The following is a 24,016-nucleotide window of genomic DNA, read 5'->3' as shown; positions in this document are numbered from 1 at the left end:
CGCTTCCGTGATCATGGCCCGTTAGGCCTCACTTGTGGCCCGGCGCCCGTGGGCGCGTATTTTTTGTAGGGAAGGCAGCATGCTTTCAGGCGGAGCTGGCACGATAGCTCCATGAATTCCGGAAAACCCCTGCCTCGACGCTTCCTACTCCTGGGTACGGCTGCCACAACGGCGGGCGGCGCGCTGGCGCTGTCCTCCTGCTCCGTCTCGCCCGCGGGCAGCACCACCGTCCCGACGGCTTCCGGCGCTTCAGCACCGCCCGGCCGTCTCTTCCGGATCGGCAAGCTCAGCGAGATCAACGTGGGCGACACTGCCACCGGTAAAGCCAACGGAAGGACCGTCGTTGTGTTCAGAGCTGAAGACCGCAAGGTCGTGGCCTATGACGCAACATGCACGCACGCCGGCTGCACGGTTGCGCCTGCCGGGACCACCTTCGAGTGCCCCTGTCACGGCTCCACCTTCACCGGGTCGGACGGCAGCGTCATCACCGGGCCGGCCCGCCGCCCTCTCACGTCTCTTACCGCCGCCATCGACGGGGACTGGATCACGGTCGTCGCCTGATAATTTGAACCCCAAATCGCACGCGGCTCGTCACCGTGACTGGCGTCAGCTCTATGAGGCTCCAAGCCCAGATGCGCCTGAGGGCACGTTGCAGGAGTAGAAGTGGCTGCCGAACTCCCGCGCGTGGAGTCGTTCGGCAAACCTCGACGCTGCTCCCGCGCAGAAAGCCAGAGCCATGATTCCTCTGCGACGACGGGAAGTCCGCCTTTGGAGGTGCTGGAGGTTCCCTCCAGCTTGGCGAGTAGCGACATCTCTTCGGCCCGTGCGCGGCCCGACAGCGCACGGATCAAACCGTCCTTATTGCCAACCAGAAACAGCAGCACGCGGGGGTTCGAGCCGATCTCAGCCGCCAAGGGACGCAGCGAGAAGTCTGTCCGCCCGTGCTTGAGCACATGCGCGGACGCAAGCTCGAGCAGCTCTTCACGCCGCGGTCCAGGAACGCTCCGAGCGAAGCTTTGGCGCTGATCTGGTCAGCCAGACATACGAAGCCGACTTGTAGGGAGCAATACCTCGTCTACCGGCGCAACGTGCGGCGGCCGCTAAGCCCGCCCAACCAAAAGCGTTGCTCCGGACCGCCTCTAACCAGGAACGGCTTAACCAGGAACGACGGCGACACTCCGGACTCGCCGGTGTGCCGCCGTCGTCCCCAACCGCCCCCTAACCTCGCAAGCTCGGCCGGAACCCTGCGGTCGTGGCCCCAGCGTCAAAGAGGGTCGGGACGGAAGCGGGGGAGCCCGTCAGCCGCGGAGGCGCTCCATGCCGGGGTCGAACAGCGGCTCGGCGCTGACCGTGGCAGGGATGCGGCGGCCGAAGTACCCGATTTCCACGGCGTCGCCCTCGGAAACCGCGGCAGGCAGCCAGACGTAGGCGATCGGCTTGCCGATCGAGTAGCCGTACGCAGCGCTGGTGACGTAGCCCGACGCCACGCCGTCCACGTACACAGGTTCCTTGCCCAGCACGATGGAGGTGCCGTCGTCAACCGTCAGGCAGCGCAGCACGATGTCCGCGGGCTGTTCCTTGAGCACAGTCAGGGCCTCCGCCCCCACGTAGCCTTCCTTGTCCTTCGCCACCGAGAAGCCGAGGCCGGACTGGTAGGGGTGGTGCTCGGTGTTCATGTCCGTGCCCCAGAGGCGGTAGCCCTTCTCCAGGCGCAGGCTGTTGAACGCGCCGCGGCCTGCGGCGATGATGCCGTGTTCCTGTCCGGCCTCGAACAGCAGGTCCCACAGCTTGAGGCCGTATTCGGCGGTGGTGTAGAGCTCCCAGCCGAGTTCGCCGACGTAGGACAGACGCATGGCCGTGACGGGGATGCCGCCGATGGAAATTTCCTTGGTGCGGAAGTACTTCAGGCCGTCGTTGGTGAGGTCGTCGCTGCTGACCTTGCCGATGACTTCGCGGGCCAGCGGGCCCCACAGGCCGATGCAGCAGGTGCTGCCCGTGATGTCGGTGACGTGCACCCACTTGGTCGGATCGGCGGCGGACTGCTTACGGGCCTCAACGCGCAGGTAGTCGAAGTCAACATTGCTGTTCACGCCGAGCTGGAAGTCTTCCTCCCCGAGCCGGGCCACGGTCACGTCACTGCGGATGCCGCCGTCGTGCTCCAGCAGCAGGCAGTAGGTGACCGCGCCGGGCTTCTTGGCGATGTTACCGGTGCTCAGCCGGTGCAGCAGCGCCTGGGCGCCCGGGCCGTTGACGGCCAGCCGCTTCAGCGGCGTCATGTCGTAAAGCGCGACGGCGGTACGCGTCTTCCACGCTTCGGCCGCCGAAATGGGGGAGGAGAACATGGCCGCCCAGGGTTCGCGCTCCGGCGTCTGCCATTCCGGCGGCAGTTCCTCCAGCAGGGGGCGGTTGGCCTCGAACCAGTGCGGGCGCTCCCACGCGGCCGACTCCAGGAAGAAGGCGCCGAGTTCCTTCTGCCGGACGTTGAACGGGCTGACGCGCAGGTCCCGCGGGGATTCCTTGGGCTGCAGCGGGTGCAGGACGTCGTAGACCTCCACGAAGTTCTGCTGGGAGGTCTCGCTGACGTACTCGTCAGACGTCTGCACCTTCTCGAAGCGGGTGAGCTCGGTGCCGTGCAGGTCGGTACGGGAACGGCCCTCGATGAGCAGCTCGGCCACGGCCTTGGCCACGCCTGAGGAGTGCGTCACCCACACGGCCTCCGCAACGAAGAAGCCGGAGAGGTCCGGGGCTTCGCCGATCAGCGGGCCGCCGTCGGGGGTGAAGGAGAAGATGCCGTTGAAGCCGTCCTCGATGGCGGCGCTGCGCAGTGCCGGCAGCAGGTCCTGGCAGTCCTCCCACGCGGGCGCGAAGTCCTCCAGGGTGAAGTCCAGCCGGGACGGCATCCGGTGGTCAGACATTTCCTCCGCGCCGATCCGGGGCAGCTGCTCCATGTCCACCGGCATGGGCCGGTGGGCGTAGCTGCCGATGCCGATCCGGTCGCCGTGCTCGCGGAAGTACAGGTCGCGGTCCTGGTAGCGCAGGATGGGCAGGTGGGCGCCGTTGGGCAGTTCGTTGAGGCCGCGCTGCTCCTGGAGCGGCGTGGTCTTGACGTACTGGTGAGCCAGCGGCAGCAGCGGCACCTCGAGGCCGATCATCTTGCCGAGCTCACGGCCCCAGAAGCCTGCGCAGGACACCACGATGTCGGCAGGGATCACGCCGGAGGACGTCTCGACGCCGGTGACCTTGCCGCCCCACTGGCTGATGCCGGTGACGGTGGTGGAGCCGAGGAAGGTCACGCCGCGCCCGCGGGAGCGCTCGATCAGCAGCTGCACGGCACGGGCAGCCAGGGCCAGGCCGTCGGTGGGGATGTGCAGGCCGCCCAGAACCTCACGGCCGCCGGTGAGCTGGCCGGTGTTCAACAGCGGGTAGATTTTTTCGCATTCATCGGCGTCGACGATCCGGCTTTCGACGCCCCAGGAGGTCATCACACCCATTTTGCGCCTGAGGTCGGCCAGGCGCTCTGGAGTGGTTGCCAGTTCCAGGCCGCCCACCTGGTTGAAGCAGGACTGGCCGTCCTGGCTCAGGGAGAGCAGCTTGTTGACCGTGTACGTGGCGAATTCCGTCATGGTCTTGGACGCGTTGTTCTGGAACACCAGGCCGGGGGCGTGCGAGGTGGAGCCGCCGGCCAGTTCCAGCGGGCCCTGTTCGACGACGGTGATGTTGTTCCAGCCGCGGCTGGCCAGCTCGTCCGCGAGGTTGGTGCCGACGATGCCGGCGCCGATGATGACGACGCGTGGTGATGCGCTCATGGTGTGTGGTTCTCCTGGTTCGCGTTAGCGGAAAATTAGCGGAATACGACGGTGCGGGTCTTGTTGAGCAGGACGCGGTGCTGGCAGTGCCACTTCACCGCACGGGAGAGCGCCTGGGTCTCCGCGTCCCGGCCCACAGTCACCAGTGCGTCGGGGTCGAGGGCGTGGTCCACCCGGAAGACTTCCTGCTCGATGATGGGACCTTCATCGAGGTCGCCGGTGACGTAGTGGGCCGTGGCGCCGACCATCTTCACTCCGCGGTCGTAGGCCTGGTGGTACGGCTTCGCGCCCTTGAACCCGGGCAGGAACGAGTGGTGGATGTTGATGGCGCGTCCGCGCAGCTTCGTGCACAGATCGTCGGACAGCACCTGCATGTAGCGCGCCAGCACCACAAGGTCTGCATCGTATTCGGCCACCAGCTCCAGCAGGCGGGCCTCGGCCGCCGGCTTGTTGCCGGCCGTCACCGGAACGTGGATGAAGGGCAGCCCGGCCGCTTCGGCCATGGGCCGCAGGTCCTCGTGGTTGGAAACCACGACGGCGATCTCCGCACCCAGGCTGCCGGCCCGCCACCGGAAGATGAGGTCGTTCAGGCAGTGGCCGAACTTCGACACCATGACCAGCAAACGCTGCGGGCGGCCGTCGTGGATGCTGAAGTCCATGCCGAACTCGCCGGCGACGGCTGCGAACTCGGTGGTGAGGCTTTCGGCCGTCTGCTGGCTGACGTCGCCGGCGGCGCCGCTCAGCGTGAAGGCGGTGCGCAGGTAGAGCTTGCCGCTGACGTGGTCGTCGAACTGCTGGTGCTCCACGATGTCGAAGCCGCGGTCAGCCAGGAACGTGGTGATGGCACGGACGATGCCCGGCCGTTCCGGGCACGCCAGGGTGAGGACAAATTCAGCGGTACGGGTCTTGGCACTGGCACCGGCTGCGGGCGCGCCTTCAAGGACTGTGGACAAGATTTTCTCCAATGGGGTTTGCGGCAGCGGGGTAGCGGAAGGGCTGTTCGGCTTAGACGTGGCCGTTCACGGTGAGCCCGGGGGGCAGGTTGGGCGCCTCATCCGACTCGATGACCATGATGTCGCCGTCGACAACAGTCACTTCATGCGTACGGACCGGCAGCTTGGCCGGCGGTGCGTCGACCTTGCCGGTCCGGAGGTTGAACTTGGACGCGTGCAGCGGGCACTCGACCTCGCAGCCCTCCACCCAGCCGTCGGTCAGCGAGGCGTCCTGGTGGGTGCAGGTGTCGTCAATGGCGAAGAGCTCGCCGTCCTCGGTGTGAAAGACGGCGATGGGCGGGGCAGTGTTCAGACGCAGGGCTTCCCCTGGTGCCAGTTCGCTGAGCGGGCATGCCTTGTGCATGGGGGGCCTCTTTTCTTGTAGGGAAGGTATATGGATACTGATGGCGGCCATTTGTTCCGTATAGTTCAACAGCCGTCGTAATATGCAACAGAGTGCTTTCCATCACACTGTTTTGTCAAGGGCTAAGGGTTCCGATTACGCGGCCTCTCTTTAATGAGTCCCCAACCCCTTGACAGTCACCGTGGCATGGATCACGCTGTTGCATATAGCGATTGTTGTTGCGCTAATAGCAATAGAAAGAGGGTGAAGAAATGCAGACACTTGCGATCGTGGGAGCCTCGCTGGCCGGACTTTCCGCCGCGCGGGCAGCCCGCGCCCAAGGCTTCACCGGACGCCTCGTCATCATCGGCGATGAAGAGCACCGTCCGTATGACAGGCCGCCGCTCTCCAAGGACTTCCTGCTGGGATCCATTACGGCTGAGGACCTGTCCCTGGAAACCGATACTGACGACCTTGACGCCGAATGGCTGTTGGGTACGCGTGCCGTGTCCCTGGATGCGTCCTCGAAAATCATCGGCCTGGCCAATGGCGAAGTTGTCCGGGCGGACGGCATCGTCATCGCCACCGGTGCACGGGCCCGGCAGCTGCCGGCCCTGGCCGGCCTGAGCAATGTCTTCTCCCTGCGCACCCTCGCGGATGCGCAAAGCCTGGCGCCGGAACTGGTGCCGGGAAGCAAAATGGCGGTCATCGGAGCAGGCTTCGTCGGCGCCGAGGTCGCCTCTTCCGCCGCCTCGCGCGGCATGGACGTCACACTTGTCGACACCAAGCCGGTCCCCTTTGCAGCCCAGCTGGGCATGGAGATGGGCTCCGTGGTGGCCGGTCTGCACACCGCCAAAGGTGTCCGGCTTATCTCCTCGGCCGTCATCGAGGACTTCTACGCAGGTGAAGGCAACGTGACCGGGCTCCGGCTGGCCGACGGAACGTTCGTGGCTGCGGACGTCGTGGTGGTGGGCATCGGAGCCGAAGCCAATGTTGAGTGGCTCGCCGGTTCGGGCGTTGAGGTCGACGGCGGTGTGCTGTGTGATGCGATGGGCCGGACCAACGTTCCGGGCATCGTGGCGGTGGGGGACTGCGCGGCCTGGTTTGATGCTGCTGTCGACAGGCACCGCCGGGTGGAGCACTGGACGGGTGCCCTGGAGCGGGCGGCGCTGGCGGTGCAGGCACTGCTCGATGACGACGCCCCGGCGCAGCCGCTGAAGCCGCCGTATTTCTGGTCGGACCAGCACGGGGTGAAAATCCAGTTCGCCGGCCACTCAGCCGGCTACGACCGCCTCGACGTCGAAGCGGACGAGGCTGCCGAGCACAGTCTGCTGGCCGTGTACTACCGGGAGGACGTTCCCGTCGCCGTGTTGGGCATGAACCAGCCACGGCTGTTCACCAAGTGGCGCAGGAGCCTGGCGACGTCGGCGCCCAAGCCGGCAGCCGCCGTCGTGCCCGAAGTTTTGACGCCGGCGGGCGAACCCGCCCTTGCCGGTGCCGCCGCAGGGCTTTAGCCCCACTTTCCTTCTTGTTTTAGTTGTTTGTGTTTGGAATAGGAGAACAAATTGTCTGTTGAGGTATCCACCCCGAGCCTGATCCCGACGCTGGGCGGTCATCTGTACACGGATCCGGCCATCTTCAGGGCCGAGCAGGAGCGTATTTTCGAACAGATGTGGTTTTGTGCGATCCGGTCCTCGGACCTGGACAAGCCCGGGGCGTGGCAGACGGTGCAGATTGGCCGGGAAAGCGTGCTGATCTCGCGGACCCGCAAGGGCGAGATCCGCGCCTTCTACAACGTCTGCCGGCACCGCGGCGTGAAGCTGTGCATGGAGGAAAAGGGCGAAGCTGCCCGCAACTTCCAGTGCCCGTACCACGCCTGGACCTATGACTTCGAGGGCAAGCTCATCGCAGCCCCCAACCTGACCAAGATGCCGGACATCGACCGCGACGAGTATGGCCTCTCCAAGGTCCACATCCGCGAATACCTCGGCTACGTGTGGGTATGCCTCGCCGAGGAGCCGCCGTCCTTCGAAGAAGAAGTGATGGGCGCGATCGAGGAACGCCTGGGCAACGTGCACGCCATTGACGGGTACGACGTGGCAAACCTGTCCGTGGGCCGCCGCATCCGCTACGACGTGAAGGCCAACTGGAAGCTCATCATTGAGAACTTCATGGAGTGCTACCACTGCGCCACCATCCACCCTGAGCTGACCGAGGTCCTGCCGGAGTTCGCTGACGGCCTGGCCGCGCAGTACTTCGTGGGCCACGGCGCGGAGTTCGGTGAGGACATCAAGGGCTTCACCGTCGATGGCTCCGAGGGCCTGGACATCATCCCGGGCGTGGGCGAGGACCAGGACCGGCGCTACTACGCGATCACGATCAAGCCGACCGTGTTCGTGAACCTGGTTCCGGACCACGTGATCATCCACCGCATGTTCCCGATGTCCGCAGACCACACGATCGTCGAATGCGACTGGCTGTACCTGCCCTCCGTGGTGGAGTCCGGCAAGGACGTCAGCGCCTCCGTGGAGCTGTTCCACCGCGTGAACATGCAGGACTTCGACGCATGCGAGCGCTGCCAGCCGGGCATGGCCTCCAAGTCCTACGCCAAGGGCGGCGTGCTCGTCCCCAGCGAACACCACATCGGCGCATTCCACGACTGGGTCCAGGAAAAGGTCGGCGACGTCCAGCTGACCGGGGAAGCCCTGCTGGGCCTCACCGAGGACACCCCGCCGCTGGAGGAACGGGCCGTAACCCTGCAGCGCAAAGAGGCAGAAGCAACCCCGGCCTCCTAGAGCTCCGCTGACTGAGCCTGCCGAAATCAAATTCGGCAGGTTCAGTCATTTAAGCGGCCTGGGTCAGCCGTAAGCGGCTCGGGGTCAGCGGTGGGTGTAGCCCATCTTTCCGCTGATGGTCAGGCCGGCCTCCTGGAGGCCCGGGATCAGGCCGGGCGTATTTTCCGGGTCAAAGCGGAAGGCGGGGCCGGAGATGCTGACGGACCCGATGACCGTCCCGAAGTGGTTGTAGACGGGCACGGCAACCGCGGTCAGGCCGATCTCAAATTCCTCGTGAACAATGGCATAGCCATCGCGGGAAACCTCGAGGAGCTGGTTTTCCAAGGTGTCCCGGTCCGTGATGGTCCGCGGCGTGCGGGCCGGAAGGCCCACCTTCTGGAAGATCCGCGAGCGTTCCTCCACCGGCAGCGCCGCCAGCAGCACTTTGCCGCTGGAGGTGGCATGAAGGGGCGTGAGGCTGCCCACCCAGTCGGACGTGGCCAGCGTTGACGGGCCCATGGCCTGGTCCACATTCACTGCGTAGTTGGACCGCAGGACGGCGAGGTTGACGGTTTCCTTGTATTGGTCTGCGAGGGCCTCCAGGATGGGACGCGCCTCGTGGACCAGGCTCAGCCTGCCGGGAATGGAGCTTGCCAGGCGCAGGATGCCAAAGCCGAGCTGATACTTGCCGCGGTCGTTGTTCTGCCGCACGATCTCCCTGGCCACCAGCGAGCCGAGCAGCCGCGAAACGGTGGACTTGTGGACCCCCATTTCGTCTGCGATGTCGCTGACGCCGGCGTGTCCGTCCCTGGCGAGGATCTCCAGGATCTGCATGGCGCGGTCCACGGACTGGACGCCTCCGCCTTGGGCGTCCGGATCCCTGCCAGTCCCTGGTTCGTCTCTTGCAGCCATCAGTGGTGCTCCCATGTTGTCGCCGCGACCAGCGGTCAGGCGATGCGCCATCCCGCCTGCTTCACATTCCGATCCTAGACTGCGGCGGACACCACGGTGTCATTTTCCTGAACACAACGTTTATTTCCCGGACGCATAGCTTCCAAATGCGAGGAACCCCGCCGCGGCAGTGCCGTGGCGGGGTTCCCATGTATTTCTCTGGAGTAGTCAGCCGATTTTCAGGCTGTTTAGCGCTGGTGCCAGCCGTTCCTGGCCCACATACGCATTGAGGCTCTTGCCCCGGCTGAAGCCAACAAGGGTTACACCGGTGTCGGCGGCGAGGTCCGCTGCCAGGCTTGAGGGCGCGCTGACCGCGGCCAGAACTGGAATGCCGGCGAGGGCAGCCTTCTGAACGAGCTCAAAGGACGCCCTGCCCGAGACCTGCAGGACGGTTCCGCGCAACGGCAGAAGCCCTTCACGCAGCGCCCAGCCGACCACCTTGTCCACGGCATTGTGCCGGCCCACGTCCTCGCGGAGGCAAAGCAGCTCCGCTTCACCGGAGTCGCCGATCTTGAACAGCCCTGCCGCGTGGACGCCGCCGGTCTTGTCGAACAGGGCCTGGGCCTCGCGCAGCTGTTCGGGCAGCCGGGCTATGACGTCCACCGGCACACGCAGCTTGTCCGCGTGCACGTCATGGAGGTCAAAGTCGTCGCCGGGTCATGCGTGCCACGCCTTAGTCCCCCCGGATCAAATTGCCGGGAAGCGGCGGCTGCAGCTCCGGGCGCCAGGGGAGCGCAAATGCCGGAACCGGCTCACCCAGCTGAACGCCGCGGGACGGAACTGCCATGACGCCGTCGGCGGTTGCCAGTCCGCGCATCATTCCGGGGCCGGTGTGGTGGGCGGGATTTGCCAGGCCGTTGACCCAGCGGAACGGCATGAGCCGGGTGGGCGCGCGGTGGGGGTCGATGGTGGTCCCGCAGGGCACCCGGCTGATGCCGGGCAGGGGCTGGTGGCCGAGGGCCGCCAGCAGCGGACCGCCAACGGTGAACAGCGCCATGAGGGCGGCGAGCGGATTGCCTGGAAGTCCGACGACGAACCGCCCGTTGGGCAGTTTGGCCAACGCCGCGGGATGGCCGGGCCGCACGGCGATCCCGTCGACGAGTAGCCGCCCGCCGAGGGCGGCCACGGCGTCGCGGAAGTGGTCAGCGCCTGAGCGCCCGGTGCCGCCGGTGGTCACGATGACGTCGGGCCACTGTCCCATCGGCGCTTCGGAGGCACCCAGGGCTGTCAGCCACTCCTCGTAGGAGTCACCGATCCGGACCAGTGGCCCCGGGACGCCCCCAAGCATCTGGATGACGGTGCTGAGCTGGGGCCCGAAGGCATCCCTGACCTGTCCCGGTGCCGGGATCCTGGCCGTGACCACCTCCGAGCCGGTGACCAGCATCTTGACCAGTGGCTTGCCGCGCACCGTCAGCTGGTCGAAGCCGGCGACGGCGGCCAGGGCGATGTGCGCGGGGTTCAAGGTTGTTCCTGCGGGGATCAGCAGCTCGTCGGCTGCCGCTTCCTCACCCGATTTGCGGATGTGCTGCCCCGGGCGGGGTTCGCCGGGGGATGCCCCGTCACCCAGCATGAGCATGGCCTGGCCGTCTGCGCGCGTTGCAACCCGCCCGCTCTCCACGCGGAGCACCGACTGGGTGCCCGGAGGGATGACGCCGCCTGTGACCACCGGGCTTGCCTCTCCGCTGCGAAGCGGCCTTCCCGGTTCCGTCATTACCCAGGGGCCCTCACCACTGACCGTCCAGCCGTCCATCGCGGATGAGGCGTAGTGGGGCATCTCCTGAAGCGCGACGACGTCGGCCGCCAGGGTTCTGCCGATCGCCCCCGCAAGCGGGACATCCTCTGGTCCAAGGGGGCTGGCGCAGTCGAAAGCCAGTCGGCGTGCTTCCGCCCAGGTGTGCTCACCGTGGGGGACCGGGCCGCCGGCCGTGCCCGGCCTTTCGACGGTTTGAAGGGCTGGAGGTGTCACAGGTGGTTCCCTCGTTGGATGGTTGGCAGGTTTCGTTTCCCGAAAGCGGTGTTCCGGCGCTTACCTCCCCAGGTATTTCAGGCCTCCGAAACACCGTTTACGGGAAACGAAACTGCTGCTCTACGCCCCTGGTGGTGCGGGCTTGGGCCGCGCACCGCCGGCGGCCGCCCTGATATTCCAAATATATCGTAAAGATATATCAGTGCGGAAGGGCTGCAAGCATTTGATTTTCCTCTGTCTTGGCCTTCGCCGGTTCCAGCCTCACCACGACGGACTTGGAGGTGGGAGTGCCGCTGGTGTCGGCCACGGAGTCCAGCGGCACCAGCACGTTTGTCTCGGGGTAGTAGGCCGCGGCGCAACCCTTCGGCGTCGAGTAGCTCACGATCCGGAAGTTCTCGGCCCGGCGTTCTGTCCCGCGGAACTCCGAGACCAGGTCCACCATGTCGCCGTCGGCATAGCCCAGCTCGGCGATGTCCGCCTCGCTGACCAGCACCACGCGCCGGCCTCCGTGGATTCCGCGGTAGCGGTCGTCCTTGCCGTAGATCGTGGTGTTGTACTGGTCGTGGGAACGCAAGGTTTGCAGGATCAGGCGGCCGGGCGGGACCCGAAGGTACTCCAGGGCGTTCGCCGTGAAATGCGCTTTGCCCGAGGCGGTCTTGAATTCCCGGTTGTCCCGTGGCGGGTGGGGCAGGACGAAACCGCCGGGGCGCTGGATCCGCTCCTCGAAATCCTCGAAGCCGTCGATGACAGCCTCGATGTGCTTCCTGACCAGGGAGTAGTCATCCCGGAGGGAGAGCCAGTCGGCCGCCGGCGTGTTGGGACGGGCCTGGCCGGAGGCGTCGGTGAACACCTTGTGCGCGAGGTTGCAGACGATGGCCACCTCAGACATCAGGTGCTCGCTGGCGGGCTTGAGCCGGCCGCGCGATGCATGGACTGCGCTCATGGAATCCTCCACGGTGACCCTCTGGTCGCCGGAGCGCTGGACATCCCGCTCGGTGCGGCCCAGCGTGGGGAGAATCAGGGCGCGCTTTCCTGTCGACAGGTGTGAATGGTTCAGTTTCGTCGAGATCTGCACGGTCAGCCGGGTATTGGCCAGGGCCTTTTCGGTGGCATCCGAGTCCGGAGCCGCCCGCACAAAGTTCCCGCCCATGCCCACGAACAGCCGGACCTTGCCGTCCCGCATCGCCCGGATGGCGGCGACGGTGTCGTAGCCGTGTGCCCGGGGCGAACGGAACCGGAATTCCTGGTCGAGCCGGTCGTGGAAGCCCTCAGGCATCCGTTCGAAGATGCCCATGGTCCGGTCGCCCTGGACATTGGAGTGTCCGCGGACCGGGCAGACCCCCGCTCCGGGCTTGCCGATGTTGCCCTGCAGCAGCAGGACATTGACCACGTCGCGAAGGGTGGGTACAGAGTGCTTGTGCTGTGTCAGGCCCATCGCCCAGCAGACGATGGTGGAGCCTGACGCCAGAAGCCGTTCACCGGTGGCGTTGATCTGTTCCATGGTCAGGCCGGTCGCCTCGACGATGTCGTCCCACTGCACCTGTTCCAGCTGCGAAAGGTAGGACTCCAGGCCCACGGCGTGGTTCCGGATGAACTCGTGATCCAGCACCGTGGACAGGCCGGGGGTGTTCCTGCCCGCACGTTCCGCGTCCAGCAGGTATTTGCCGAGGCCTTGGAACAGTGCCTGGTCGCCGCCCGCCCTGATCTGCAGGAAGTCATCAGTCAGCTGCGTGCCCACCAGCGTTCCCGAGATGGTCTGCGGGTTCTCGAAGTGCAGGAGCCCGGCCTCGGGGAGCGGATTGACGGATACGATGGCGGCGCCGTTTTTCTTGGCCTTCTCCAGTGCGCTGAGCATGCGCGGATGGTTCGTGCCCGGGTTCTGGCCCGCCACGAAGATGAGGGAGGCCGTTTCCAGGTCCTTGAGGCTGACGGAACCCTTGCCGATGCCTATGGTTTCCACCAGCGCCGATCCGGAGGACTCGTGGCACATGTTTGAGCAGTCCGGAAGGTTGTTCGTGCCCACGCCGCGGACGAGCAACTGGTACACGAACGCCGCCTCGTTGGAAGTCCTGCCGGAGGTGTAGAAGACGCTCTGGTCCGGGTCATCCATGTCCCTGAGTTCCTGGGCAATGAGCTCCAGGGCGTCGTCCCAGCCAATGGGCCTGTAGTGCGTTGCACCCTCATCCAGGACCATCGGGTGGGTCAGTCTTCCCTGCTGCCCCAGCCAGTAGTCATCACGGGTTTTGAGTTCGGCGACCGAATGCCGGGCGAAAAACTCCGGGCTGACCCGCCGTCGGGTAGCCTCCTCCGCCACCGCCTTGGCGCCGTTCTCGCAGAATTCCGCCGCATTGCGCTTCTCATGTTCCGGCCAGGCGCAGCCCATGCAGTCAAAGCCGTCGATCTGGTTGACGGCCATCAGCGTCTGGACGCTGCGCAGCGGACCCATCTGCTCCAACGATATTTTCAGGGCGTTGGCCACCGCAGGGATGCCCACGGCCTTGGTTTTCGGTTTGCTGACTGTCAGTCGTGACTCGTCGATGTTTTCGCGAGGGGCCTTCGAAGCCATGGGTTCTTCCTTTAGATCTTTGCCGGGCCGGTTTCGGGGTGTGCTTTGCCTAGGGAACTTCGACGGTGACGATGTCGCCGTTCTCGCGGAAGAACATGCGGCGGCCGCCCCCGAAAGCCCGGACCAGCCACAGGATGCGGCCATCCTCGGTCAGGTCATCGATCCAGCCGCTGTGGCGGACCGTATACGACTCCAGCACGGTGACGAAGTCGCCGGGGATGAGCGCCGTCCAGTCCGCCACCACCTTGGTGCTGGAGGGCTGCGGCGCGGTGGTGCGCGCCATCACCGCCTCACTCACCGTGTGAGGACCGGTGTCCGGGCTGCACGGAACTGTTCGCGCGCCGCTTCGGCGGTGTGGAGGAGCAGCAGGGCGGTGGTGACCGAGCCGACACCACCGGGGACCGGCGTCAGCGCTGCGGCGACCGGGCGGACACTGGCTTCGTCGACGTCACCGACGAGCGAGCCGTCGGAGAGTACATTCGTTCCCACATCGATGACCACCGAATGTTCGGAAACATCAGTCCCGGTGAGCAGCCCGGTGCGCCCTGCGGCAACAACCACGACGTCGGCACCCCTGGTGTAGTTCGCGAGGGGGCCGGACTTTGAGTGGCAGACCGTCGTGGTGGCGTCCTTCTGCAGCAACAGCAGGGACAGCGGCTTGCCCACGACGGTTGAACGGCCCACCACCACCACGTTGCGGCCAGCCACCGGAATTTCGAAGTGGTCCAGCATTTCCACAACGGCGCGTGCCGTGGCCGGGGCGAAGGCGCGTTCCCCGACGGCGAGAAGCCCCAGGCTCAACGGGTTCGCGCCGTCGATGTCCTTTTCCGGGGCGATGTACTTGACCAGTTCCTGGGTTCGGACGCCCGCAGGCAGGGGAGTCTGCAGGATGATGCCATTGACGGAGGACTCCGCGCTGAGGTCCTGCAGCACGGCGATGAGCACCTGTTCGGTGGCGTCGTGGCCGACGTCGATGATCCGGCAGCCGATGCCGGCGTTTTCCGCGGCGCGCTCGATGGAGCGCACGTACCAGTGCGTGGAGCTGTCCTCCGTCGCGACCACGACGGCGAGGGTTGGGCTTGCGCCCTCGTCGGCCAGGGCTTTGGCTTCGGTCTGGGCCTGCTGTTGGATCAGTTTGGCGAGAGGCTTGCCGGAGAGCTGGGATGCCGTCATCGGAGGATCCTTTCCCGTACCTGGCGTGACAGCGAGTCAGCCGCCAGAACGACTTTTTCTTCAAGCCCGTCGGTTCGTTCCGCCAGCGCGGCGCGGGCCTGGGCGTCTTTAATGGCTACGACGTTGATGTCGATATTCACCCGGGCTGTGGTCGCGGCTGCCCTGGCCGCGTCGGCTGCCGCGGCAATGTCGCTGATGACATTCGGGTTCGCGATGTCCAGAAGTTCGGCCGCGAGCTCCACCACGGCGCCCGACAGGCTGATCAGCCGGGCCGGCGGCTGGGCAGCCTGTCCCAGCGCGTCGCCGATGGCGGCTGCGCGTGCCTCACGTTCAGCGTCGCTTGTGGCGGGCAGCTTGTAAGAGGCGATCACGGCTTTGAAGGCGGCTTCGTCGGCATCGGCCAGCCCCAGTGTCTCGCCAATGAGCTGGTCGGCGGCGGCAATGATTCTGGACGTGGTCTCTGCGTGCTGCTCATATTTGGCGCCGGTGCTGAATCTTGCCACCATCGCCACCAGGGCCGCGCCCTGCGCCGCGTGGAGTGCCGCGGCCGCGCCGCCACCAGGGGTGGGCTGCCGTGCGGCCAGCCTGCCGAGGTAGTTGTTGATTGTTTCTGAACCGATCATTTGTCCATTCCTGGGCTGGTAGAGGCTGGAGCGGAAAGGGGGTTGCACGCAGCCCGGCTCCCGTTGCGAGGATGAGCCGGGCTGCGTGCCCCCGGAGGGCCCTGCGGGCTGTTTAGCCGCGGAGCCTGGTCATTTTGGGGTCGTACAGCGGCTCTTCCGAAACGGTGGCCGTGATGCGCCGCCCGAAGTATTCGATTTCGACGGAGTCGCCCACCGAAACGGTGGCCGGCAGGTAGGCGTAGGCGATGGGCTTGGCCACGGTGTAGCCGTAGGCGGCGCTGGTGATGTAGCCGACGGCCTGTTCTTTGTAGAAGACGGGTTCCTTGCCGAGCACGATGGACCGGCCGTCGTCGACGGTCAGGCAGCGCAGCCGGCGGGCGGAGCCCTCCTCGGTCCGGCCTTCGAGCGCGCCCTTGCCGATGAAGCTTTCCTTGGCCATCTTGACGGCGAAGCCGAGGCCGGCTTCGAAGGGGTCGTGCTCCGTGGTCATGTCCGTGCCCCAGGAGCGGTAGCCTTTTTCAAGGCGCAGGGAGCTGAAGGCCGCCCGGCCGGCCGCGATGACCCCGAGGGGCTGGCCTGCCTGCCAGAGCGCATCCCAGAGCCGCTGTCCGTTGTCGGCGCTGGTGTAGAGTTCCCAGCCGAGTTCGCCGACATAGGAGAGCCGCATGGCGGTGACCGGGATCCCGCCGATGACAACGTTCTTGGCCCGGAAGTACTTCAGGCCTTCGTTGGTGAAGTCATCGTCGCTGACCTTGCTGACCAGGTCGCGGGCCAGGGGACCCCACAGGCCGATGCAGCAGGTGCCGCCGGTGGTGTCGCGCACCTGGACCCAGTCAGAGGCGGAGCCGCTTTGCGTCTGGTGCCGGGCCGCGCGTTCAAAGTAGGCGGTGTCGATGCTGCCGTTGGCGCCGAGCTGGAAGGTGTCCTCGGCCAGGCGCGCCACCGTGATGTCGCTTCGGACGCCGCCGGCGTGGTCGAGCAGGAGGGTGTAGGTGACCGCCCCGGGCTTCTTGTCCAGGTCCGCCGTCGTCAGCTCCTGCAGCAGCTTCAGCGCTCCCGGGCCTGAGATCTCGAGGCGCTTGAGCGGGGTCATGTCGTACATGGCCACGGCCGTGCGGGTTTTCCATGCTTCGGCGGCGGCGATGGGGGAGCTGAACATTCCTGACCATGAGTCGCGTGCCGGTGGCAGCCATTCGGCCGGCATCTCCTTGAGGAGGGCTGCGTTGGATTCGAACCAGTACGGCCGCTCCCAGCCGCCGGATTCCAGGAAGAATCCGCCCAGTTGCTTGTGGCGGGCGTGGAACGGGCTGACGCGCAGGTTGCGCGGGGAGAGCTTGGGCTGCAGCGGGTGCAGGACGTCGTAGATCTCCACGAAGTTCTGCTGCGAGGTTTCGCTGACGTACCCGGGGGTGAGCTGGACGTCCTCGAAGCGGGTGATGTCGCATTCGCCCAGGTCGGTTTCGGACTTGCCAGTGGTCAGCAGTTCGGCCATGGCTTTGGCAACGCCGGCGGAGTGCGTGACCCAGACGGCCTCGGCGACATAGAAGCCGTCCAGTTCCTTGGACTCGCCAAGGAGCGGGCCGCCGTCGGGGGTGAAGGAGAAGATGCCGTTGAAGCCATCCTCAATCTCGGCCTCTGCCAGTGCGGGCAGGAGCTGCTTCGTGGCCTCCCAGGCCGGGAGGAAGTCCTCCAGGGTGAAGTCCAGGCGGGAGGGCATGTTGTGTTCGCTGACGGTCTCTGGGGCGTACGTTCCCAGGGTGTCGACGTCGACGGGCATGGGCCGGTGGGCGTAGGAGCCGATCCCGTAGCGGTCACCGTGTTCGCGGTAGTAGAGGTCCTGGTCCTGGTGGCGCAGGATCGGCAGGGTTGCCCCGTTGGGCAGTTCGTTCCTGCCCTGCTGCGCCGGGACCGGTGTGGTCTTCACGTACTGGTGGGCCAGCGGGAGCAGGGGAACTGCCATGCCGATCATGGCACCGATCTTCGCGCCCCAGAAGCCGGCACAGGAGATGACGATGTCGGCCGGGATGACTCCCTCGGATGTCTCGACGCCGGTGACCCGCCGTCCGGACCGTTCGATTCCTGTCACGGTGGTGGAGCCGCGGTACTTCACGCCCGCGGCCTCGGTGCGCTTGATCAGCAGCTGCACGGCACGCGCCGCGAGTGCCAGACCGTCGCTGGGGACGTGGAGGCCGCCCAGGATGTTCTCCTCGTTCAGGAGCGGGTAGAGCTCCTTGCATTCTTCACGCGAGAGGATCTTGCCTTCGATGCCCCAGGAGGATGCGTAACCGAGTTTCCGCTTCAGGTCGGCGAGACGGGTCTCGGTGGTGGCGACTTCCAGGCCGCCCACCTGGTTGAAGCAGCTCACGCCGTCCTCAGTGAGCGAGAGCAGCTTTTCCACTGTGTACTTGGCGAACGACGCCATGGTCTTGGAGGGATTGGTCTGGAAGACCAGCCCCGGAGCGTGGGAGGTGGAGCCGCCGGGCATGTTCAGTGGCCCCTGGTCCAGGACCGTGATGTTGTTCCAGCCCCGGGCGACCAGCTCGTCGGCCAGGTTTGTGCCGACGATGCCAGCTCCGATGATGACAATACGTGGCGTGGATGCCATGTGGTTTCTCCTGCTGATTTAGGTAGTGGGCTTCTGCGGCCTGTGGGTGGCTGCTTTAGCGGAAGACGATGGTGCTGGCCTGGTCGATCAGCACGCGGTGCTCACAGTGCCACCGCACCGCGCGGGACAACGCCAGGGCCTCCGCGTCCTGCCCGATGGTGGAGAGCGTGGTCGGTCCGTAGCTGTGGTCGACGCGGATGACTTCCTGCTCGATGATCGGGCCCTCGTCAAGGTCTGCGGTGACGTAGTGGGCGGTGGCCCCCACGAGCTTGACGCCGCGGTCGTAGGCCTGGTGGTACGGGCGTGCTCCCTTGAACCCGGGCAGGAACGAGTGGTGGATGTTGATGGCCCTGCCCTGGAGGGACCGGCACAGATCATCGGAGAGCACCTGCATGTACCGGGCCAGGACCACGAGGTCGATGTCGTACTCGTCCACGAGCGCGAGCAGGCGCCGCTCGGCATCCTGCTTGGTGTCCGGAGTCACGGGAATGTGCACGAAGGGAAGGCCGGCGGCCTCGGCCATCGCCCGGTGCGTTTCGTGATTGGACACCACCAGGGCCAGATCCCCGCCAAGGCTGCCGCCCCGCCAGCGGAAAATCAGGTCGTTCAGGCAGTGCCCGAACTTGGAGACCATGACCAGAACGCGCTGCTTGGTCTCGTCGTGGACGTTGAACTTCATCTCAAAGCGTTCCGCGATGGGGCGGAATTCCTCTTCGAGCGTCTGCAGATCGAAATCCGTGGCGCCCGAGAAGGCCGTGCGAAGGTGCAGGGTCTGGCGGAGGCCGTCGTCGAACTGCTGGTGTTCCTCGATGTTGAATCCGCGCTCGAACAGGAAGGTGGTTACCGCCTGAACGATGCCGGCGCGTTCGACACACGACAGTGTGAGCACGAACTTGCCGGTCTTGGTTTCTCCAGCGGCTGCCGTCTGCGCCGCCGGGCTGGTTTCTGTGGCTGTATCCACAACGGTCATCTCGAATCCTTTAGATATATGGTTGATCACCTTATTGATATATCAGGGCTGATGGCCAGCGTATACTGATGTGCGGATGGGGTCAATAGTCGAATGTTGGCCCACAGGAGAGGCGGAGCGGTGGCGTTTGAAGCTTTGGCGACGACAGAGGCCGGAGGTTCGAGGTCTTTGGCCGATGTGGCCTATGAACGGATACGTGACAGCCTGCTGACCCTGGAGATCCGGCCCGGCGACCCCCTCTACGACGAGGGGATTGCCAAGGAACTCGGCGTGGGGCGCACTCCCGTCCGGGAAGCGCTGAAGCGGCTTGAAGTGGACCGGCTCGTGGTGACCTATCCGAGGCGTGGCACCTTCGCCACGCGCGTGGAGGTCACGGACCTCGCGTTCATCTCGGAAATCCGTGCCCAGCTGGAGCCCCTCGCGGCTTCCCGCGCTGCCAGGGTGGCCACCGCGGCCGCCCGGGACCGCCTCCGCCTCATAGTGGAGGAAGTGGAGGCTTTTGACGTGGCCAGCGCATCCGTGGTGGAGACCCTGCGCCTGGACGCCAGGGTGCACCAGGGAATCTACGCCGCGGCGGCGAATCCGCACCTTGAAGATGCGCTGATCCGCTATGACAATCTGGCAACGCGCATCTGGTGCATGGTGCTGGACCGCCTGCCGAACCTTTCCCGGCATGTGCACGAGCATGTCGAGCTGCTTGAAGCGGTGATCGAGGGAGACGAGGCCCGCTCGGCAGAGCTGGCCCGTACCCACGTCGACGGTTTTGAGAAGGCCGTGCGCACGGCGCTGTTTGCTGCCTAACGCTGGTACTGCTCAGCCAAGACGACGGCGGGACGTTGCCCCGCCGTCGTAATCGCGAAAGATGTGTCCCCGTCGTGCAAACGACGGGGACACATCTGTGTGGCAGTGGGCGGCCGGCTGAGAATGGCACCATCCCAGGGCATGGGAGGCATCGGCGGATTCCCCAGCCCTCGCGACGATCCGGGGCACGCTGTGAACGGGAATCCCATGAGGCCCGGTACTTCATGCGTTGCCGGAAGCCGTTCAAACCTGTCGTAGGCCGCCAGGTAGAAGCCCGTTCAGGCGCGAAAGTCAAGGGTGGAGCAGGCTGCGGAAAGCGTCCTTGACAATATCCGTGACGTGCACCACTCTGTTGTTTATTGCGAAGCTCATTGCTCCATACGGAACAAATCGAAGCGGTGCCCAGCGGTTTCGCGATCAGTCCCTGAACTTTAGAGAAGTGCTTTATGCACCAATGCCACTCTTTGAACCTCGCTCCCAGGGAACTGCAGCACCTGTTTTGACGAACCGAACCTGCCAGCCCAGGACCGGTCAGTCGAGGCAAAAACTGAGGCATCCGCAACACTCAGTAAGGGAACACTTTCATGACAAGCACACGTGACGTCAGCGCCGATGAACGTAGCGAAAGACCCGACTCCGTCGACACCTCCATATCAAAAGAGACCAGCTCCAAGTTCAAACGCCGCTTCATGGTGCGGCTTGTCGCTGTCTTCATCGGCGGGATGTTCCTCGACGGTTACATCCTCGGAATTATCGGCCCCGTCAGCGGACTCATGCGGTCAGATCTCCAGCTCGACGCACTATCTCTGGGCATGATCGCTGCAGGCCCGCTGGTTGGTATCTTCGTCGGCTCCCCACTGGCCGGCTGGGCTACTGACAAGTTCGGACGCAAGCCCATGTTCATGGTGGACATGGGCCTGTTCCTGGTCGCCTCAGCGGCCCAGTTCTTCGTGACCTCCGGAGACGGGGCCGTGATCCAGCTGGCCGCCATCCGGTTCTTAATGGGCGTCGCGATCGGCGGCGAGTACTCAATCGGTGGGCCATTGCTATCAGAGTTCTCCCCCCCAAAGCTCCGCGGCCGATTGCTCGGGCTGACTCTGATCGCCTGGTACGTCGGTTTCATGATGGCATTCATCATCGGCACGCTCCTGCACGACGCCGGCACCCCATGGCGCCTCGTAATCGGCACGAGCACGATACTCGCACTCGTCCTGTTCCTCGCCCGCTTGGGCCTCCCCGAATCGCCGAGCTGGCTCATTACGAAGGGACGGCATGAGGAAGCACTCGCGATCGCACGCAAGTATGTCGAATCGCCCCAGATGCACGACAGCATCACCGGAGAGATCGATCTGAGGATGATCCAGGAGGCCCAAGCCGCGCAGAGTAAGACCAAAATCAAGGGCGCCTCCTTCGGAATGCTGTTCTCGAGGCAGTACTGGCGCACCACCCTCTTCACCTCAGGTTTTTGGTTCTGCGCGGTCACTCCGTACTTCGCGATCGCGACCTTCGCCGACGACGTGCTCAAGCAATTCGGCTTCGGCGGCTGGACCGGTGGAGTCGGCCTGTCCGCACTTGCGGCCGCGGGTGTTGTCACCACCGTGCTTCTGATTGACAAGCTCGGCCGCCGAATCCTCACCGTGCCCGGGCAGTGGCTCTGTGCAGGCATCCTGCTGATCATCGGAGTCTGGGCGAACGCACCAGCGATCCTCGTGCTCGTACTGTTTCTCGCCTTCTCCTTCTTCAATGCCGGCTACACCACGATGACCCAGGTCTATCCGGCCGAGGTATTCCCCGGCCACCTGCGCGGCATCGGCATGGGCTTCGCCGCGGCCTTCAGCCGCATCGGAGCCGCACTCGGCACCTTCGCCCTGCCATGGGCGATCAGCAACATCGGCCTGGGCCCAAGCATGGTCGTAGCCGCCGCCGTCGCATTACTCGGCGCAGTCCTCTCGCAATGGCTCGCGCCTGAGACGAAGGGGCGCACCCTCGCCGAAATCTCAGCAAACTTCTCCCACTGACACCGGGACTGCACGGGTGCGAAAATCGTTCCGCCAGTTTGAAGCATTGCTGTCTGATAGCCGTCGATCTGTGATTCCCGGGACGGATTTGCCGGGTGAGCCGAAACTGTGGCTCGGACGATTGCGGGGGAGTAGTTTCTCCTGAGTTGTTCCCATGTCGGGTACATCTTTCCGCATGCTGCCGCGGCGGCGCTCGGGTCACCCGGCGCCGCCCGGCGGCTTGGCGCTGTTTTCCGCTTCAAGCAGCCCGGCAAGTGAGCGGCGCGAGCCCGTTAGAGCCGGACAATAGCCCGGCAATAGGTGACTGCGCATGGGCTCTCGGAGGAGAGACGATGCGGTGGAGAGAATGCAGGCGGGGCTGGAAGGAAACTCCAGGCCTGTGGGTGCTGTGGAGGATCCGGCCTTGGCGACCGTGCCTGTCTTTGCCGCGGGGCCCCTTTGAACGACGGCGAGGGCCTTCACCCGCGGCGACCTCGACCGCAAAAAACCCTTCCTCACGTCCTGCAGGTTTTGACGCGATCCTCCCTCACCTTTCGCAGGTTTTGACGCGATCCTCCCTCACCTTTCGCAGGTTTTGACGCGACGCCGTTCAAGTGGTGCGGCACGCCGAACGGCCCCCCATCTGCGGATGGGGGGCCGTTCGGCGGTTGCCGGTTGCTTACTGGGCTATTTTGGCGAGGGTTTCGCGTTCGGCGGCGATGGTGGTGTTGTCGCCGTGACCGGTCCGGACCACCGTCTCGGCCGGGAGCGTCAGGAGGCGCTCACGGATGGAGGTCAGGATGGTGGGGTAGTCGCTGTAGGAGCGGCCGGTCGCGCCGGGGCCGCCGTTGAACAGGGTGTCCCCGGTGAACACGGTCCCCTCGGTTTCGAGGTGGAAGCAGGTGGAGCCGGGTGAGTGGCCGGGGGTGTGGATCGCCTTGAGCACGGCGCCGCCGACCTGGAACTCGTCCCCGTCCGTGATGTCCCGGTCGGCGGTGGTGCCGGGGTAGACCTGTTCCCAGAGGACCTGGTCCTCCGGGTTCAGCCAGATCGGGGCGCCGACGGCGTCGGCGAGTTCGCGGGCGGCGCCGATGTGGTCGTTGTGCGCGTGCGTAAGCAGGATGCCCAGGACCTTCCGGCCCCGGACCTGGTTGATGATCGCGGCCGCGTCGTGCGGGGAATCAATGATCACGCACTCGGTGCCGTTCCCGACGATCCAGACGTTGTTGTCCACATCCCACGTCCCCCCGTCCAGGGAGAACGTCCCCGAGGTGACCAGGTTCTCAACCGTGACACTCATGCCGAAGCTCCCTGGGTTGCGGCGGGCTGGGTTGTCGTGGCGGGCTGGATTTCAACAACTGAGCGGAGGACCTTGCCCTCGTGCATCTTGGCGAAGGCTTCCTCGACCTGGTCGATCGTGATCCGTTCGGACACGAACGCATCCAGATCCAGGTTCCCGGCCTTGTAGTGGGACACGAGCATCGGGAAGTCCCGGGAGGGCAGGCAGTCCCCGTACCAGGAGGACTTCAGCGACCCGCCCCGGCCAAACACATCCAAAAGCGGCAACTCAAGGACCATCGCCGGGGTCGGGACACCCACCAGGACCACCCGGCCGGCGAGGTCGCGGGCGTAGAACGCCTGCTTGTAGGTTTCCGGGCGGCCGACCGCCTCGATCACGACGTCCGCGCCGTTCCCGCCGGTCAGGGCCCGGATCGCCTCCACCGGGTCAGTGGTCCGGGAGTTCACCCCGTGCGTCGCGCCCAGGGACCTGGCCATCTCGATCTTGTTCTCATCGATGTCCACGGCGATGATCGTCGTCGCCCCGGCGAGTTTGGCGCCGGCGATCGCTGCGATCCCCACCCCGCCGCAGCCGATCACGGCCACCGACTCGCCGCGCTTGACCTCACCGGTGTTGATCGCCGCCCCGATCCCGGCCATCACCCCACAGCCCAGCAAACCGACGGCGGCCGGGTCCGCGTCCTCGTCAACCCTGGTGCACTGCCCGGCAGCGACCAGCGTCTTCTCCGCGAACGCCCCGATCCCCAACGCAGGCGACAGCACGGTGCCGTCCTCCAGGGTCATCTTCTGCGTGGCGTTGGCCGTGTTGAAACAGTACTGCGGCTGCCCCTTCGCACACGCCCGGCACTGCCCGCACACCGCACGCCAGTTCAGGATCACCCGGTCGCCGGGGGCGACCTCGGTGACGCCCTCGCCAACAGCGGACACCACACCCGTGGCCTCATGGCCCAGCAGATACGGGAACTCATCCCCAATGCCGCCCAGCTTGTAATGCAGGTCCGTATGGCACACACCGCACGTCAGAACATCAACCAAAGCCTCACCCGGACCCGGATCCGGCACCAGAATCGTCTCCACCGACACCGGAGCATCCTTCGCCCTGACAACAACTGCCTTCACTTTATGAACCATGATCTGTGTTCCTTTCGGG

General features: G+C 65.5%; 18 protein-coding genes and 1 pseudogene. 5 read left to right on the top strand and 14 right to left on the bottom strand.

Features of this window, described 5'->3' with window-relative positions; translation table 11 throughout:
* Positions 1-111: 111 nt before the first annotated feature.
* Entirely contained in the window at positions 112-561 is a 450-nt protein-coding gene (locus ACFRAU_RS03360; RefSeq protein WP_377998788.1) for a Rieske (2Fe-2S) protein, read from the top strand.
* 737 nt (positions 562-1,298) lie between these two features.
* Here the strand turns inward: ACFRAU_RS03360 and ACFRAU_RS03355 are convergent.
* The 3 genes from ACFRAU_RS03355 to ACFRAU_RS03345 are packed head-to-tail and all read right to left on the bottom strand — an operon-like array spanning position 1,299 to position 5,162.
* The gene (locus ACFRAU_RS03355; protein WP_377998787.1) at positions 1,299-3,806 is read right to left on the bottom strand and encodes an FAD-dependent oxidoreductase; all 2,508 of its coding nucleotides are present in this window, start codon (positions 3,804-3,806) and stop codon (positions 1,299-1,301) included.
* 35 nt (positions 3,807-3,841) lie between these two features.
* Complete coding sequence (gene purU, locus ACFRAU_RS03350; RefSeq protein ID WP_377998786.1) at positions 3,842-4,759, bottom strand: formyltetrahydrofolate deformylase; 918 nt, start codon at positions 4,757-4,759, stop codon at positions 3,842-3,844.
* A 52-nt stretch (positions 4,760-4,811) separates the two neighbouring features.
* The gene (locus ACFRAU_RS03345; RefSeq protein ID WP_377993747.1) at positions 4,812-5,162 is read right to left on the bottom strand and encodes a bifunctional 3-phenylpropionate/cinnamic acid dioxygenase ferredoxin subunit; all 351 of its coding nucleotides are present in this window, start codon (positions 5,160-5,162) and stop codon (positions 4,812-4,814) included.
* Positions 5,163-5,413: 251 nt separating this feature from the next.
* On the opposite strand from ACFRAU_RS03345, the gene ACFRAU_RS03340 reads away from it, so the two are divergent.
* Positions 5,414-6,655, top strand: a complete 1,242-nt coding sequence (locus ACFRAU_RS03340) for an NAD(P)/FAD-dependent oxidoreductase (protein WP_377998785.1) — start codon at positions 5,414-5,416, stop codon at positions 6,653-6,655.
* Between the two features lie 51 nt (positions 6,656-6,706).
* On the top strand, positions 6,707-7,936 hold the full coding sequence (locus ACFRAU_RS03335; protein WP_377993749.1) for an aromatic ring-hydroxylating dioxygenase subunit alpha: 1,230 nt from the start codon (positions 6,707-6,709) through the stop codon (positions 7,934-7,936).
* An 84-nt stretch (positions 7,937-8,020) separates the two neighbouring features.
* On the opposite strand, the gene ACFRAU_RS03330 is transcribed toward ACFRAU_RS03335, so the two are convergent.
* From ACFRAU_RS03330 to purU (ACFRAU_RS03290), 9 genes and pseudogenes are all read right to left on the bottom strand, one after another.
* Entirely contained in the window at positions 8,021-8,827 is an 807-nt protein-coding gene (locus ACFRAU_RS03330) for an IclR family transcriptional regulator (RefSeq protein WP_377993750.1), read from the bottom strand.
* A 207-nt stretch (positions 8,828-9,034) separates the two neighbouring features.
* Positions 9,035-9,487, bottom strand: a pseudogene (locus tag ACFRAU_RS03325) (formate dehydrogenase accessory sulfurtransferase FdhD); the annotation flags it as partial.
* Positions 9,488-9,539: 52 nt separating this feature from the next.
* Positions 9,540-10,832 carry a molybdopterin molybdotransferase MoeA gene (locus tag ACFRAU_RS03320; RefSeq protein WP_377998784.1) on the bottom strand — a complete coding sequence of 431 codons (1,293 nt, stop codon included), beginning with the start codon at positions 10,830-10,832 and terminating at the stop codon, positions 9,540-9,542.
* Between the two features lie 199 nt (positions 10,833-11,031).
* Entirely contained in the window at positions 11,032-13,398 is a 2,367-nt protein-coding gene (locus ACFRAU_RS03315; RefSeq protein WP_377998783.1) for an FdhF/YdeP family oxidoreductase, read from the bottom strand.
* A gap of 49 nt (positions 13,399-13,447) precedes the next feature.
* Entirely contained in the window at positions 13,448-13,681 is a 234-nt protein-coding gene (locus ACFRAU_RS03310; protein ID WP_377998782.1) for a hypothetical protein, read from the bottom strand.
* 11 nt (positions 13,682-13,692) lie between these two features.
* Positions 13,693-14,571, bottom strand: a complete 879-nt coding sequence (locus tag ACFRAU_RS03305) for a bifunctional 5,10-methylenetetrahydrofolate dehydrogenase/5,10-methenyltetrahydrofolate cyclohydrolase (protein ID WP_377998781.1) — start codon at positions 14,569-14,571, stop codon at positions 13,693-13,695.
* A complete protein-coding gene (locus tag ACFRAU_RS03300) occupies positions 14,568-15,194 on the bottom strand; it encodes a cyclodeaminase/cyclohydrolase family protein (protein WP_377998780.1) in 627 nt (208 codons plus the stop codon). Before ACFRAU_RS03300 ends, ACFRAU_RS03305 begins: the two co-directional genes overlap by 4 nt.
* Before the next feature lie 112 nt (positions 15,195-15,306).
* Complete coding sequence (locus ACFRAU_RS03295) at positions 15,307-17,799, bottom strand: FAD-dependent oxidoreductase (protein WP_377998779.1); 2,493 nt, start codon at positions 17,797-17,799, stop codon at positions 15,307-15,309.
* Between the two features lie 55 nt (positions 17,800-17,854).
* On the bottom strand, positions 17,855-18,769 hold the full coding sequence (gene purU, locus ACFRAU_RS03290; protein ID WP_377998778.1) for a formyltetrahydrofolate deformylase: 915 nt from the start codon (positions 18,767-18,769) through the stop codon (positions 17,855-17,857).
* Positions 18,770-18,889: 120 nt separating this feature from the next.
* Between purU (ACFRAU_RS03290) and ACFRAU_RS03285 the strand changes: the two genes are divergently transcribed.
* Both ACFRAU_RS03285 and ACFRAU_RS03280 read left to right on the top strand, forming a co-directional pair.
* Positions 18,890-19,570, top strand: a complete 681-nt coding sequence (locus ACFRAU_RS03285; RefSeq protein ID WP_377998777.1) for a GntR family transcriptional regulator — start codon at positions 18,890-18,892, stop codon at positions 19,568-19,570.
* 584 nt (positions 19,571-20,154) lie between these two features.
* Positions 20,155-21,588 (top strand): MFS transporter, encoded by a 1,434-nt coding sequence (locus ACFRAU_RS03280; RefSeq protein ID WP_377998776.1) that lies wholly within the window; start codon positions 20,155-20,157, stop codon positions 21,586-21,588.
* A 658-nt stretch (positions 21,589-22,246) separates the two neighbouring features.
* On the opposite strand, the gene ACFRAU_RS03275 is transcribed toward ACFRAU_RS03280, so the two are convergent.
* Positions 22,247-22,867: an MBL fold metallo-hydrolase gene (locus tag ACFRAU_RS03275; RefSeq protein WP_377998775.1), complete on the bottom strand. Its 621-nt coding sequence runs from the start codon at positions 22,865-22,867 to the stop codon at positions 22,247-22,249.
* Positions 22,864-23,997 (bottom strand): S-(hydroxymethyl)mycothiol dehydrogenase, encoded by a 1,134-nt coding sequence (locus ACFRAU_RS03270; RefSeq protein ID WP_377998774.1) that lies wholly within the window; start codon positions 23,995-23,997, stop codon positions 22,864-22,866. Before ACFRAU_RS03270 ends, ACFRAU_RS03275 begins: the two co-directional genes overlap by 4 nt.
* Positions 23,998-24,016 lie beyond the last annotated feature (19 nt).

The organism is Arthrobacter sp. NPDC056691 (genome assembly GCF_042791415.1).
Classification (GTDB): domain Bacteria; phylum Actinomycetota; class Actinomycetes; order Actinomycetales; family Micrococcaceae; genus Arthrobacter.
This window is presented reverse-complemented; position numbering and strand designations above follow the sequence as displayed.